Genomic DNA, 13860 nt, shown 5'->3' on the forward strand with positions numbered 1-13860 from the left:
GACGAATCGAGCCGATTTTGAAGTGTCAACCATCTCCCCGAACACCCGTCAGCTATGTCCCCGGGCTGAACAGAAGCCCGAGGATCCCGACTACAAGGGCGGCGGGTTGCGCGACTTCTTCCTGTACCGCGATCTCGGCATCGCCGACGCCACCGGCGGCCAGGTGATCCGCCACCTCGTCAAGGCCAATCCGGATCGTCCGCCGGTGGATGGGTACAGGTTGGCATCGCCATGATTGCGATTTCCAGATCGTCATCATGATGAAGGGCTGGGCCCGCTTCATGTACGAGGACAAGCCGACCCTGGTGAAGGCCGGCGACGTCGTGCACCAGCGTCCCGGCATCGTGCACTACCTCTACGATTATTCCCCTGATATGGAATATATGGAGATCGTCAGCCCGGCCGACTTCAAGACGGTCGAGATGCCGCCGGCGACCGACAACGTGCCGCCGGTCACGCCCTGGGCCTGAGCGCCCGATCTCCTTCTTCGTTAGTCTTTGGCATCCGGTTGCGGCAAGCGGCGGGAGGCTTCCCCTCACGATGTGGTGGGTCGTCTCCGTTGTGTCCGACATCTAGCGTGAACAGATCGCGCACCCGATGCGGCATCCGATTCGGACGCGATTCGTTCCAGCAGCGTTCCAAGGATTAAGACTGCGAGGCAGCGCCGTCGCATTTTGAAACACGGCACGCGCGCTGCCTGTCTCGCGCCTGGGTGCTCTACATTGCCCCTTGCGACCGGTCTGGCGCCGGTCCATCACCCGCGAGGGGAGCATCGATCATGACATTGACCACATTGGCTTGGCTCGCGCTCGCGGCCTACGGCGCGCATATTCTCGAGGAATACACGTTCGATTGGCGCAATTGGGCGCGGGCGGTGATGAAGCTGCCGGTCGAGTGGAGCGACTTCTACGTGACGAACGCGCTGGTGGTCGTGCTCGGCGCGGTGCAGGCAGAGCTTGCCGAGACATGGCCGCCGGCCGCGCTCACCTACGCGGCGCTGATGATCATCAACGCCATCTTCTTCCACATCCTGCCGTTCCTGCGCAGCGGAGGCAGATTCTCGCCGGGGCTGGCGACGGCGCTGATTCTGTTCTTTCCGATTGCAATTGCGATGTGGCGGCGAGCGTGGGGTGACGGTGCGCTCGACGTTGGAACGGCTGCCCTCGCGATCGTCGCCGGCTCGCTGCTGATGGCCTATCCGGTCGTGATGCTCAATCTGCGTTCAAAACCATATTTTCGGCAAGACCGGCCCTGAGCAGAACTCAGGGCCCGGCATGATCAATAAGACGAAGCGCGATCGGCAACGAAGCTCGGCTGCGGACGGCGTCCATTGCGCTCGTCAAATCGCGCGCGCGGGAAGCGCCAGCCGATGACGGTGGCTTCGAGCGCGCCGCCGGATTCCTTGTTGTGCCATTTGCCATCAATGTAGAAACAGGGGAACGGCAGTTGATAGGTGCCGCTGTGATCCTCGCACAGCACCTCGACCGTCTGTCCGGGCGGCGGCTCACCGCTGCCGTCGAATTGCGCCAGCCGTTTTTCGCGCGTAGCCATTCTGTCCATCTCCCTAAAAACGGGTCCCAGCCGGAACTTCAATGCGCGATTGAGGTCTCAGTATGGTATCAATCAGGAAACTCCGTCAGTTCCACGCAAAATCATGTGTTGGGCAAGCCAATGAGAAAATTGTGATGCGAAAATTCGTTGCCGCGCGAATCATCTTTGCCGCGAGCGCGCTCGCGATATGTGTGAATTCTGCCGGACATGCGCAGGATATTCCGGGCATCGAAATCTGCACTGCAGAAAAGGCGATGGATCGACGGACATCATGTCTGCAGAGCAATATCGATTTCCTGCAGAAGACGATGACCAAGCAATCGCTCGATCAGCAGCAGAAGCTCGATGCGGCGAATCGGCAGATCCAGGCGCTGAAGGCTGCGCTGATCTCGCAGCAGGGCCTGATCGACGAACTCAAGGCGTCGCAGGCGAAACTTGCGGACGAACTGAGGAAGAAGGCCGATGCGCCGGCCGCCAAGGACGCGGCGCCGGCGAAGCCGGCCGGCAAATAGCACGGCCCGCAGCGCAACAACGATCAAGCGCATGTGGATCTCCGCGCGCAGGATCGGGCGCTTCGATAGGAGAGAGGTGTGTCCAACAACCCGGCCCAGAAGGCGCTCTGGTTCATCGAGAGCCATCTGTCGGCGCCATTGACGCTGGATGAGGTCGCGGCCATCGCCGGCGTGTCGCGCTTTCACATCGTGCGCGCGTTCGCGGCGGCGACCGGCGTCTCGGTGATGCGCTATGTCAGGCTGCGCCGTCTCAGCGAGGCGGCACGGGCTCTGGCCTCTGGCGCACCCGACATTCTCAGTCTCGCGCTCGAGGCCGACTACGGCTCCCACGAAGCGTTCACGCGCGCGTTCCGCGACCAGTTCGGCGTCACGCCGGAAGCGGTGCGCGCCCGTGCGCGTCTCGATGGCCTCGCACTGCAGGAGCCGATCCTGATGGACCAGACCCCGCTCGATGATCTCGCCGCCCCACGCTTCGTCACCGCGCAGCCGCTGCTCGTCGCCGGCCTCGGCGATCGCGTCAGCGTCGACAATGGCGCCGGCATTCCCGCCTTGTGGCGCCGCTTCAACGAGATCGTGAACGAGGTTCCGGCGCGCCGCGGCGTGGTGGCTTATGGCGTGTGCTGCAACGGCGACGATGCCGGCAATTTCGACTACATCGCCGGCGTCGAGGTGGCCGATTTTTCCGACCTGCCTCGGACCTTCAGCCGCGTGCGGGTTCCGGCGGCGACGTTCGCCGTGTTCACCCATGCCGGCCACGTCTCGTCGATCCGCCGCACTGTACACACGATCTGGAATCGCTGGTTGCCGCAGTCGGGCTATGAGGTCGCCGATGCGCCGAACTTCGAGCGCTATGATCAGCGTTTCGACCCGCTCACCGGCAATGGCGGCCTGGAAATCTGGCTGCCGGTGATCGGCTAAACATCGCGCGCGGTACCAACTTGCGTCGACACGCTGCAAGCGTCTCCCTCAGCAGGGCTGCTCTGCGGTCTCGCGCTCAGCCGCTTGCTTGGCAAGCCGTGCCGGCTTTGCGATAACCTTACGCCTAACAACCATGCGCCGCAGCGCGGCGACGAAAGCGGGAGGTCGTCCGATGTCCGACATGCGCGTGCTCGCCACCGATCTGGAATTTCCGGAAGGGCCCGTGGTGATGCCCGACGGCTCGGTGGTGCTGGTCGAGATCCGCGGCAAGCGCCTGACGCGGGTGTTTCCCGACGGCCGCAAGGAGATCGTGGCGCAGATTCCGGGCGGGCCGAACGGCGCAGCCCTTGGGCCCGACGGCAAGATCTACATCTGCAACAATGGCGGCTTTTCCTGGATTCCGACCGGCAAGATGATCATGCCGGGCCCACAACCCGAGGACTATCTCGGCGGCTCGATCCAGCGCGTCGATCTGCAGAGCGGCAAGATCGAGACCGTGGTCAGCCGCTGCGGCGAGCACGCGCTGCGCGGGCCGAACGATCTGGTGTTCGACCGTCACGGCGGCCTGTGGTTCTCGGACCTCGGCAAGCGCCGCGCCCGCGACATGGACGTCGGCGCGTTCTATTACCTCAAGCCCGGCATGAGCGAGATCGTCGAGGCCGTCCACGGCATTCTGCCGGCCAACGGCATCGGGCTATCGCCGGACGAGAAGACGGTCTACATCGCGGAGACGCCGACCGCGCGTCTCTGGGCCTACGATCTCGCCGAGCCCGGCACCGTGAAGCCGCGCGAGGTGATCTATCGCGGCGAGCGCGGCCGCCCGATCGCGGGGCTCGGAGGCTACCAGATGTTCGATTCGCTCGCGGTCGAGGCGAACGGCAATGTCTGCGTCGCCACGCTGGTGACCGGCTGCATCAGCGTGATCGCGCCCGACGGCACGCTGGTCGAGCAGGTGCCGACTGGTGACCGAGTCACGACGAACATCGCCTTCGGTGGTCCCGAGCTGAAGACGGCCTACATCACGCTGTCGGGCAGGGGTGAGCTGGTGGCGATGGACTGGCCGCGACCGGGCCTGGCGCTGAATTTTCTGAACAAGTGACGCTCTACGTGATAGTTCCGTCATCGCGAGCGTCAGCGAAGCCATCCGGAGCGGCACATGCGACTCTGGATTGCTTCGTCGCTCGCTCTCCTCGCAATGACGGACACTGCTGATGCCCTTTCTTGAACCAGTCACCCTTCGCGGCCCGCATGCGAGCCTTGTGCCGCTGTCGGCGGACCATCACGACGCGCTGGTCGAGGCCGTCAGTGACGGCGAATTGTGGAAGCTGTGGTACACCGCAGTTCCGAAACCCGAGACCATGACCAAGGAGATCGAGCGGCGGCTCGGCCTGTTCGCCACGGGAAGCATGCTGCCGTTCACGGTGCTCGATGCCGACGGCCGTGTCGCCGGCATGACCACCTACATGAACGTCGATGCCGCCAACCGCCGCGTCGAGATCGGCTCGACCTGGTATGCGAAGCGGGTGCAGCGCAGCGCGCTCAACACGCAGTGCAAGCGGCTGCTGCTGGCGCACGCCTTCGAGGCGATGGACTGTATCGCCGTCGAGTTCCGCACCCATTTCTTCAACCAACAGAGCCGGCGCGCCATCGAGCGGCTCGGCGCCAAGCAGGACGGCATTTTGCGCAGCCACCAGATCGCGCCGAACGGTACGCTGCGGGATACCGTCGTCTACAGCATCACCGCGGCCGAATGGCCGACCGTGAAGGCGCATCTCGACTACCAATTGAATGACAAGCCGCGCTGACCGCGCTATGGCCGCTTGCCGCCTCGCGCGGCTGATGATGACGAGACCGGGACGAACGACCAGATGGATACCTTCGACTATGTGATCGTGGGCGCCGGCTCCGCCGGCTGTGTGCTGGCGAGCCGCCTCAGCGAGGACCCTGAGGTCACGGTGTGCGTGCTGGAGGCGGGGCCGCGCGACTGGCATCCCTACATCCATCTGCCCGCCGGCTTCATCAAGACCTTCTACATGAAGAGCATCAACTGGGGCTATCAGCAGGAGCCGGGGCCGTACACGGCGGGGCGCAGCATCTACGCGCCGCGCGGCAAGACGCTCGGCGGCTCCTCCTCGATCAACGGCCATGTCTACAATCGCGGCCAGCGCCAGGATTTCGACACCTGGGCGCAGATGGGCAATCGCGGCTGGAGCTATTCCGACGTGCTGCCGAATTTCAAGCGCATGGAGAAGCGCATCGGCGCCGGCGAGGACCAGTATCGCGGCCGCGACGGCAACCTCATCGTGACCACCATGGAGTGGAAGGACACGCTGTGCGAGGCTTTCATGGATGGCGCTGTCTCGCTCGGTATCCCGCGCAACCCGGACTACAACGGTGCCATCCAGGAAGGCGTCTCATACGTCCAGCGCACCATCCAGAACGGCCGCCGCGTGTCGTCGGCGACCGCTTTCCTGCGTCCGGCCAGCAAGCGGCCGAACGTCGAGGTTCGCACCCACGCCCATGCCACCGGCGTTGTGCTGGAAGGCAAACGCGCGGTCGGCGTGCGTTACAGCCGCGGCGGGCGCGGCGGGGCGCCGGTCGAGGTGCGCGCGCGAAAAGAGGTGATCCTGTCCGGTGGTGCCTACAACTCGCCGCAGCTCTTGCAGCTCTCCGGCATCGGCGCGCCCGCGCTGCTGCAGGAGCATGGCATCGAGGTGCGCCATGCGCTCAACAGCGTCGGCGAGGGCCTGCAGGACCATTACGCGCCGCGCACGGTGGCGCGTGTCAAGAACATCAAGACCGTCAACGAGCTCGCGCGCGGCCTCAATCTATGGGGCGAGGCGCTGAAATGGGCGGTGACGCGGCGCGGCATCCTGTCGCTGTCGCCGACCATGGTCTACTGCTTCTGGCATTCCGGCGAGACCGCCGAGCGCTCCGACCTGCAGCTCACCTTCACGCCGGCGAGCTACAAGGAGGGCGTGCAGGGCCAGCTCGAGGACGAGCCCGGCATGACGGTCGCTTCCTGGCAGCAGCGCCCGGAGAGCCGCGGCTACGTCCGCATCCGCTCCGCCGACCCGTTCGCGCCGCCGCTGATCCAGACCAACTATCTCACCGCCGAGCTCGACCGCCGCGTCGTCGTCGCCGGCATGAAGCTGGCGCGTCGGCTGCTGGCCTCGGCCCCGCTCGCGCCGTACTACGCCTATGAGGATTTCCCGGGACCGAAGGTGAACAGCGACGATGAGTTCCTGGCCGCGGCGACGCAGCGCGCCACCACCACCTTCCATCCCGGCTGCTCCTGCCGGATGGGCCCAGCGGACTCGACCTGGGCAACGGTCGACGACCAACTCCGCGTCCATGGTCTCGAGGGCCTGCGCGTCGCCGACGCCTCGATCATGCCGCGCATGATCTCCGCCAACCTCAACGCCGCGACCTTGATGATCGGCGACAAGGCGGCGGACCTGATTTTGGGCAAGGCGCCGGTGGCGGAGAGTTTGTCGGCGTAGTTGGGGCCGTCGCCGCTTATCGTTCGAGCCCGTGTCGTGCCGCACGACCAGTGCGCCCCCCTCCCCCTTGCGGGGAGGGGAGTGCACCGCCTGCGCGGCAGACTATGCTTCCGATCACGAGCTTGACTACTTCACCAGCCTGAATCTCCCGCCCTCGACCTTGATCAGGAACGCCGAGCGCTCGTCGTAGCCGTTGTGGTCGGTCGGGCTCATGTTGGAGAGGCCGTTGTTGAGATAGACGTCCTTGCCGCGCTCCAGTTCGTCGCGCAGTGCGGCGCGAAACTCTGCGGTGCCCGGCTTGGCCGCCTTCAATGCGCCCGGGATGGCCCGCTTGAGCAGCGTGGCGGTGTCCCACAGATGTGCGGCGAAGATGTTCGGCTTGTCACCATTGGCGGCCCGATAGGCTGAAACGAATTCGTCATTGGCGCGGCGGAACGGATCCTCCGCGGGGAGGTCGTCGGCGATCGAGAACGCTTCGCCGGCGAACGCCGCGCCCTCGACATTCTCCCTGCCGAGCTTGATGAACTCCTGTGTCGCGACGCCATGGGTCTGGAAGATCCTCCCCGCATAGCCGCGCTCGCGCAGCGCCTGTTGGGGCAGCACCGCCGGCGTGCCGGCGGAGGCGATGAACACCGCATCCGGATTGGTGGCGATCACCTTGAGCGCCTGGCCGGTGACGCCGGTGTCGCCGCGCGCATAGACCTCGTGCGTCGTCACCGTGAGCCCGAGCTTCGGCGCCAGCTTCGTCACCTCCTGATAATAGCCCTCGCCATAGCCGTCGGACACGCCGATGAAGCCGAGCGTCTTCACCCCGGTCTTGGCGATGTATTTCAGCATCGCCGCGGCCATGATGTCGTCATTGGGCACGACCTTGAATGCCCATTTGCGCTTGTCGTCCATCGGCTGCACGATCGCGGTCGAGGCCGCCAGCGACAGCAGCGGCGTCCTGCTTTCGAGCGCGACGTCGAGCATCGGCATGGTGACCGGCGTCAGCGAGGAGCCGATGATGACGTCGACACCGTCCTGGATCACCAGGCGGCGCGCGTTCTGCAGTCCCTTCACGCTGTCGGATTCGTCGTCGAGCGCGATGTAGACGATCTTCTCGCCGTCGATCTCCTTCGGCAGCGCGGCCACTGCCTTGATCTGCGGCTGCCCGAGCGCCGAGCCGGGCCCGGTTGCGGACACCACGATACCGACCTTGATGTCGGCGCGCGCGGGCGAGCCGAAAGCCATCGTTGCAGCAATTCCGATCGCCGTGAGCGCGGCCCTCATCGCATATCCTCCCCGTTGAGCGTGCTCGGCGCGTTGACTGGCCGAGACTTTGGCCGATGAGCGTAGCCGGACCGGCGGCCTCGTGTCTGTCCCCGTGGTTGGTGACGCGGGGCGGCGCTTCCAGCCAGGGCGGGTTGCTGCTAGGTTTCGGCGAACAAAGAGATCCGGGAGGAACGCATGGAGGCTCAGGAGCCTGGCATCGAGGCGGCCGGTGCCGTCGGCGCGATGGTGCTCGCGATCGGACAGCCCGAATTTCCGCAAGTCCTGATCGAGACGTTGCGCATCCTTGCCGATGTCGGCCACTGCATGGTGTTCGCCTTCGAGGACCAGCGCTCGGCGCGCTGCCTGCTCAGTACGGGGAACATCGCGATCGGGCCCGACCTCGGCGCGGCCTATTCGGAGCACTTCCACACCGCCGATCCGAACCGGGATACGATCTTTCGCGAACGCGCGGAAGCGCGCCACATCCTGCTGCCGAACTTCGCGCGCCGCATGTACCCGAAGGGCTACCGCAAGCTGTTCTTCGAGGACTCCGAGATCGTCGACAAGGCCGCAACCGCGATCTGGGTCGGCGAGCACTGCACCTACGTGAACTTCTATCGCACTGCTGCCCAAGGCGGTTTTGCGCCCCACGAGCGCCAGCGCATCGCCGCGGTCGCCCCGATCGTGGGGGCCATCGTCGCGCGTCATTGCCAGGATCGCGCTGCCGCGATGGATCCGGCCGACAGATTTGCTTCGTTGTTCGCCGCCGGCGGACCGCTGTCGGTCCTGACCGCGCGGGAGAAGGACGTCTGCCGTCGCATCCTCGAAGGCTTCACCTCCGAGGCGATCGCTGGGGCTCTCGGCATCGCCCTCAACTCCGTCTTCACCTATCGCAAGCGCGCCTATGAGAAGCTCGGCATCGCCTCGCAGAACGAGCTGTTCGCGATCGCCCTCCGCCTGATGACGACACCGCGGCCGCTGAACTGAGCGAGGGGCTCGCCTGCTGTCACCCATCGCCGGGACAGACGTTGCCGGAGCGTGCGGCTAGCCTGCGCCGTCAGAACCGGAGACCGAGAGTGAGCACAGCACCGCATTTCGACATCGATACCGCCGCGTTCTGGGCCGATCCCTATCCGGCGCTGGCTCGCATGCGCCAGGAGACGCCGATCGCCTTCGTGCCGCAGCTCGGCAGCACGCTGTTGTGCCGTCGCGACGACATCTTTGTCTCCGAGAAGCAGATCGACGTCTTCAGCTCACATCAGCCGCAGGGCCTGATGAACCGGCTGATGGGCCACAACATGATGCGCAAGGACGGCGCGGCGCATATGGCCGAGCGCCAGGCGATCGCGCCGGCGGTGTCGCCGCGCGCGGTGCGGGTGCACTGGCTGGCGCAGTTCCAGGCCCACGCCGACCGGCTGATCGACGCGCTCGATCCTGCGACGGACGTGGATCTCGTTCGCGATTTCGCGCTGCCGTTCTCGGCCGAGTGCCTGAAGCTGATCACCGGCCTCACCAACATGCGCTTCCAGGACATGAATGCGTGGTCGCAGGCCATGATCGACGGCATCGCCAACTACACCGGGGATCCCGCGGTCGAGGCGCGTTGCAACGCCGCGACATCAGGCATCGACGCTGCCATCGACGACATGCTGCCGGTGCTGGAGAAGACCCCGAACCAGAGCCTGCTTGGCGTGATGCTCGCCACGCAAATGCCGATGGAGAGCATCCGCGCCAACATCAAGCTCGCCATCTCGGGCGGCCAGAACGAACCGCGCGATGCGATCGCCGGCACGGTGTGGGCGCTGCTGACGCATCCCGAGCAGCTCGCGCTGGCCATCCATGGCGAGGTGCGCTGGCTCCAGGTGTTCGAGGAATACGCCCGCTGGATCTCGCCGATCGGCATGTCGCCCCGGCGCATCGCCAAGCCCTGGACGATTCGCGACGTCGCCTTCGAACCGGAGGAGCGCGTGTTCCTGATGTTCGGCTCGGCCAATCGCGACGAGGCGCATTTCACCGAACCCGATCGCTTCGACATCCGCCGCGACGTCTCCAAGAGCATCGCCTTTGGTGCTGGCCCGCATTTCTGTGCGGGCGCCTGGGCCTCGCGCGCGATGATCGCCGACGTCGCGCTCCCGACGCTGTTCGCGCGGCTCAAGAACCTGCGCCTGCGTGACACCGAGCCGGTGCGCATCGGCGGCTGGGCCTTTCGCGGCCTGCTCAATCTGCCGGTGACCTGGGACGCGACGCAGGATTGATCCTCGCCGCGGCCCTTGCGGGGGAGCGCCGTACTCAGGCGGCCTCTACGCCCTGCCTGCTGCGATCGCCTGCGCCTCTGCGGCTGCGCGCTGCATGCTGGACGACATCTCGCCGGTCACCGTGCTCTGCTCCTCGACGGCGGCGGCGGTCGAGGTGACGTATTCGCTGACGTTCTGGATCTCGACCTTGATCGCGTTCAGCGCATTGACGACCTCGCTGGAGATCCCGTTCAGTCCGGCGATCTCCGCGCCGATCTTGTCGGTGGCGGCCTTGGCCTGCGTGGCGAGATTCTTGACCTCCGACGCGACCACGGCAAAGCCGCGGCCGGCATCGCCGGCGCGCGCCGATTCGATCGTGGCATTGAGTGCCAGCAGGTTGATCTGCCCGGTGATGTTGCCGATCAGCTCGACGATGCCGCTCATCGCCTGCGTCGCCTCGCTCAGGCGCTTGGCCTGCGAATCGGCGGAGGCGACCCGGTCAGCCGCCCCCATCGCGGTCTCGCGGGACTTCGTCATGGCCTCGGAAATCTCGCGCACCGAGGCGTTCAATTCCTCGGCACCCGCGGCGACGGACTCCATCATGCCGCGGACGCGCTCGTTGCCCATCCGCACCAGCACCTGCTTGGTGACGTCGGTCGCGTATTTCACGACCTTGAAGGGCTTGCCGTTGAGGTCGAGGATTGGATTGTAGGAGGCCTGAATCCAGACCTCGCGACCGCCCTTTCCGATCCGCTTGTATTCCGCGGCCTGATATTCGCCGCGGTTCAGGGCGGCCCAGAAGTTGCGGTAGGCCGCACCGTCGCGCTCTGACGGATCGACGAACATCGAATGATGGCGGCCCTTGATCTCGGACAGCGTATAGCCGAGCGCCTGCAGGAAATTGTCGTTGGCGTTGATGATCGTGCCGTCCAGTTCGAACTCGATCACGGCCTGCGATTTGCTGATGGCGGCGATCTGTCCGGCGAGATCGGCATTCCGAAGCTTCTGGGCGGTCACGTCGGTGGCGAACTTGACGACCTTGAAGGGCTTTCCGTTCTGATCGAACACCGGATTATAGGACGCCTGAATCCATACCTCCTTGCCGCCCTTTCCGATCCGCTTGTATTCCGCGGCCTGATATTCGCCGCGGTTCAGGGCGGCCCAGAACTCGCGATAGGCGGCACTGTTGCGCTCCTCCGGCGAAACGAACATGCTGTGATGTTTGCCCTGGATCTCCGGAAGGCTGTAGCCCAGCGCATTCAGAAAATTGTCGTTGGCGGTGACGATGGTGCCGTCCAGGTTGAATTCGATCACGGCCTGTGATCGGCCGATGGCCGCGACCTGAGCGCTGTAGTCGAGGTTCTGCAGCCGCACGCTGGCGTCGGACCACTCGACGACCGTTCCGGCGCGGCTTCCGTCCGGGTGCTTCAAGGGCTGCGCGATCAGATCGAACGTCCACTTGCCGATCTTGATGGTGGCCCGGTGCTCGGAGGCGAGGGCCTGCAGCATGCGGCGCTGGTGGGTCGGGTCCTTGTGGAAGACGTCGATGTTGGTGCCGATGAGGCCGTCGACGCGGAAGTTCGGCAACTGCGTCTTGAGATCGGCCTCCGCCTCACGCATCAGCGCCCGTACCGCCTCGTTCATGTAGACGATGTTGAGCTTGTCGTCAGCGACCATCACCTTCGCGGTGATCGCGTTTGCGGCCAGGGCGGCCAGGGATGCGGCGTTGTTCTTGCGGCCAAACATGATGGTCTCCTGTGCAAACGATCACGCCAGCGATGTGCACATCCTCGTGATCACGCGGTAGTTGCTGTGATCCGGAGACGGCGCTGACTGCGATCATTCCTGAACTCGATGATCCCCGTAAATTCCCGGGGGGCTTTATTCAATCTAACAGCTCGTCAGTAAGATTCGGTTAGGCAGCAATCTGCAGAGATGTTCTGATTGTGCAGGAATGGCCGTGAATCTGCGGGGCGTGTTCAGGTGTCGCAGGGCCGGGATTGCCTTAGATCAAGATCGACATGATCCTCGGCGCTAGGCTCCATTCGGATTGGATGGTATCGGCTTCGACATGCCAGAGAAGGACATTGCCGAGGTCATCGCGGTGCCGAGGGTGTTTCTCGACAGCCTCGGCATCGGCATCTCGATCATCGACAGTGCAACGGGACATATCCGGTTTGCGAACGCCGAATGCTGCCGGATCGTCGGATACACGCTGGAGCAGCTCAAGACCGGTGGGCTGACCTTTGTCGATCTGACGCATCCAGAGGACCGGGAGCGCAATCGGCTGCAGCACGACAAGCTGCTTGCAGGCGAGATCGCGACCTATCAGCTCGACAAGCGCTATCTTCGGCCGGACGGAAGCGTCGTGTGGGGACGCGTGACCGTCAATCCCGTCAGGGACGCCAGGGGCCGCCTGAAGTGGTTCTGCGCCGTGGTCGAGGACATCACGACAACCAGGATCCTGGAAGAACAGCTTGCGGCCGCGGAGAAGCTCGCTGGGCTGTCGACGTTCAACCTGATCGTCGATGCAGACGATTCCAAGGGAGATTTTCCGCCGGCGTCGCCATCGTCGCTGCGCGACATGTTGTGCCACGTGCATCCCGAGGATCGGAACGGGCTCGCGCAGGTCATCCGTCGTGCGATCATGAAGCGAACCGGCTACACGCGCGACTACCGGGTGCTTGGCAAAGCCGGTGCGGTGCGCTGGGTCCGTGGCATGGCGACCTCCGTCTACAGCCCGTCCGACGGACGAACCCATCTCGTCGGCGCGACGATCGACGTCACCGCGGATCATCTCGATCGCGATCGCCAGGTGCCGGAGCCCATTCGCAGGATCCTGGAACACATTGAGACGAACTGGGATCAGAAGATATCGATCCAGCAACTCGCGGTTCGCTACGGCGTCAGCCCCCGCACGGTCTATCAGTACTTCGCGAAGAGTGGCGTGTCCTTGGCCGAGAAGATCAAGCTGACGCGAATCCAACATGCGCACCGCATGCTGTATGATGCGAAAGCGGGTGACACGGTGACGTCGATCGCCCTGCGATGTGGCTTCAGCAATCCGGGGCATTTCGCCAGGGAGTATCGAAAGATCTATGGTGAGACGCCGTCGGAAAGTCTGAGGCAGGCGTCATTGCCGCTGGCGGCGCGGGGTGAAGCCGCCGCTGCTCCGTCCGTCCGCTGATCGTCAGCCGACCTTCACGGCATCACGTCTGGATGGAGCACCGGCCAGATGTGCCCGACGAGCAATCTCCGCATGCTTCGTATGCGCGAAATGCCCGTCGAGTTAGTTTGCCGCAGCCGCGCCGGCTTGCGTCGTCGGGCAAATCAGACCGATGGTCTTGCCCATCCCGCCTCGAGCAGAGGGGCGTACGCGTCGTCACGAACGTGGAGGCGGGCTGCGATGGACGTGACGGCTGCGCTGGACGAGCGTAGTCGGCGCGGACGGCGAAGTCGTGTGGTCCTGACCTCTCGACGCTGAGGTCAAGCTCGCGAGCGTTGCTTGACGGCACGCGCGGGCGATGGGGGCAAGAGAGCCGATCCCCAGGGAGAGCACGAAGGACACCGTTAACACCGTCGCGCGGGGAAGGCCGGGTCTGTCCGGCTGTACCTGTGGTACCTGCCGCCTGCATTCTTTTGAGCAGGCGGGCCACGGGCCTCAGCCGAGGTCCGGCCTTCCTCGCGCCCTCTCGATTTTCAGGAGGGGCATGATTGCCGCATCACCTGCGCCTCATGGGCGGCGGGAAGGCGGTGTCGTGTCTTATGGGAGGCACAGTGTGATGGAAGGCGCCAACCGCAACCTCAGCCGTCGTCCCGGCCTTGCGCCGGGACCCATAACCCCAGGAAGATGTGTGAGGCACGCTGGTGGATCGATTTCGCTGCGCC

At 64.8% G+C, this 13860-nt stretch carries 12 protein-coding genes and 1 pseudogene; 10 read left to right on the plus strand and 3 right to left on the minus strand.

All coding sequences use genetic code 11. The features are described 5' to 3' along the window. Positions 1-31 precede the first annotated feature (31 nt). Positions 32-470 (plus strand): annotated as a pseudogene (locus tag QX041_RS29930) (cupin domain-containing protein). A gap of 308 nt (positions 471-778) precedes the next feature. After that, the gene (locus QX041_RS29935) at positions 779-1255 is read left to right on the plus strand and encodes an HXXEE domain-containing protein (protein ID WP_316167546.1); all 477 of its coding nucleotides are present in this window, start codon (positions 779-781) and stop codon (positions 1253-1255) included. A gap of 23 nt (positions 1256-1278) precedes the next feature. Here the strand turns inward: QX041_RS29935 and QX041_RS29940 are convergent, their stop codons facing one another. After that, positions 1279-1551 carry a hypothetical protein gene (locus QX041_RS29940; protein ID WP_315718054.1) on the minus strand — a complete coding sequence of 91 codons (273 nt, stop codon included), beginning with the start codon at positions 1549-1551 and terminating at the stop codon, positions 1279-1281. A gap of 134 nt (positions 1552-1685) precedes the next feature. Here QX041_RS29940 and QX041_RS29945 point away from each other — a divergent pair, with 134 nt between their 5' ends. The 5 genes from QX041_RS29945 (at position 1686) to QX041_RS29965 (ending at position 6484) form a co-directional block, all read left to right on the plus strand. Continuing rightward, positions 1686-2063 (plus strand): hypothetical protein, encoded by a 378-nt coding sequence (locus QX041_RS29945; RefSeq protein WP_316167548.1) that lies wholly within the window; start codon positions 1686-1688, stop codon positions 2061-2063. Positions 2064-2141: 78 nt separating this feature from the next. After that, positions 2142-2981 (plus strand): AraC family transcriptional regulator, encoded by an 840-nt coding sequence (locus tag QX041_RS29950; protein ID WP_316167549.1) that lies wholly within the window; start codon positions 2142-2144, stop codon positions 2979-2981. A 172-nt stretch (positions 2982-3153) separates the two neighbouring features. Continuing rightward, positions 3154-4080, plus strand: a complete 927-nt coding sequence (locus tag QX041_RS29955; protein ID WP_316167551.1) for an SMP-30/gluconolactonase/LRE family protein — start codon at positions 3154-3156, stop codon at positions 4078-4080. A gap of 112 nt (positions 4081-4192) precedes the next feature. Further along, a complete protein-coding gene (locus QX041_RS29960; protein ID WP_315750228.1) occupies positions 4193-4786 on the plus strand; it encodes a GNAT family protein in 594 nt (197 codons plus the stop codon). Positions 4787-4849: 63 nt separating this feature from the next. Further along, positions 4850-6484, plus strand: a complete 1635-nt coding sequence (locus QX041_RS29965; protein ID WP_316167553.1) for a GMC family oxidoreductase — start codon at positions 4850-4852, stop codon at positions 6482-6484. A gap of 126 nt (positions 6485-6610) precedes the next feature. Here the strand turns inward: QX041_RS29965 and QX041_RS29970 are convergent, their stop codons facing one another. Next, the gene (locus QX041_RS29970; protein ID WP_316167555.1) at positions 6611-7756 is read right to left on the minus strand and encodes an ABC transporter substrate-binding protein; all 1146 of its coding nucleotides are present in this window, start codon (positions 7754-7756) and stop codon (positions 6611-6613) included. 177 nt (positions 7757-7933) lie between these two features. On the opposite strand from QX041_RS29970, the gene QX041_RS29975 reads away from it, so the two are divergent. Beyond that, entirely contained in the window at positions 7934-8725 is a 792-nt protein-coding gene (locus tag QX041_RS29975; RefSeq protein ID WP_316167556.1) for a helix-turn-helix transcriptional regulator, read from the plus strand. Positions 8726-8814: 89 nt separating this feature from the next. After that, positions 8815-9993: a cytochrome P450 gene (locus tag QX041_RS29980; protein ID WP_316167558.1), complete on the plus strand. Its 1179-nt coding sequence runs from the start codon at positions 8815-8817 to the stop codon at positions 9991-9993. Positions 9994-10038: 45 nt separating this feature from the next. Here the strand turns inward: QX041_RS29980 and QX041_RS29985 are convergent, their stop codons facing one another. Next, the gene (locus QX041_RS29985; protein WP_315750233.1) at positions 10039-11718 is read right to left on the minus strand and encodes a PAS domain-containing methyl-accepting chemotaxis protein; all 1680 of its coding nucleotides are present in this window, start codon (positions 11716-11718) and stop codon (positions 10039-10041) included. Between the two features lie 325 nt (positions 11719-12043). Between QX041_RS29985 and QX041_RS29990 the strand changes: the two genes are divergently transcribed. After that, positions 12044-13159, plus strand: a complete 1116-nt coding sequence (locus tag QX041_RS29990; protein ID WP_316167560.1) for a PAS domain S-box protein — start codon at positions 12044-12046, stop codon at positions 13157-13159. Positions 13160-13860 lie beyond the last annotated feature (701 nt).

Source organism: Bradyrhizobium sp. SZCCHNRI2009 (assembly GCF_032485115.1).
GTDB lineage: Bacteria > Pseudomonadota > Alphaproteobacteria > Rhizobiales > Xanthobacteraceae > Bradyrhizobium.

What these genes read in the sequence shown, in the direction of transcription:
- QX041_RS29935 (WP_316167546.1), top strand. Translation starts at nt 779, where the DNA reads ATGACATTGACCACATTGGCTTGGCTCGCGCTCGCGGCCTACGGCGCG.
- QX041_RS29940 (WP_315718054.1), bottom strand. Translation starts at nt 1,551, where the DNA reads ATGGCTACGCGCGAAAAACGGCTGGCGCAATTCGACGGCAGCGGTGAG.
- QX041_RS29945 (WP_316167548.1), top strand. Translation starts at nt 1,686, where the DNA reads ATGCGAAAATTCGTTGCCGCGCGAATCATCTTTGCCGCGAGCGCGCTC.
- QX041_RS29955 (WP_316167551.1), top strand. Translation starts at nt 3,154, where the DNA reads ATGTCCGACATGCGCGTGCTCGCCACCGATCTGGAATTTCCGGAAGGG.
- QX041_RS29960 (WP_315750228.1), top strand. Translation starts at nt 4,193, where the DNA reads ATGCCCTTTCTTGAACCAGTCACCCTTCGCGGCCCGCATGCGAGCCTT.
- QX041_RS29965 (WP_316167553.1), top strand. Translation starts at nt 4,850, where the DNA reads ATGGATACCTTCGACTATGTGATCGTGGGCGCCGGCTCCGCCGGCTGT.
- QX041_RS29970 (WP_316167555.1), bottom strand. Translation starts at nt 7,756, where the DNA reads ATGAGGGCCGCGCTCACGGCGATCGGAATTGCTGCAACGATGGCTTTC.
- QX041_RS29975 (WP_316167556.1), top strand. Translation starts at nt 7,934, where the DNA reads ATGGAGGCTCAGGAGCCTGGCATCGAGGCGGCCGGTGCCGTCGGCGCG.
- QX041_RS29985 (WP_315750233.1), bottom strand. Translation starts at nt 11,718, where the DNA reads ATGTTTGGCCGCAAGAACAACGCCGCATCCCTGGCCGCCCTGGCCGCA.
- QX041_RS29990 (WP_316167560.1), top strand. Translation starts at nt 12,044, where the DNA reads ATGCCAGAGAAGGACATTGCCGAGGTCATCGCGGTGCCGAGGGTGTTT.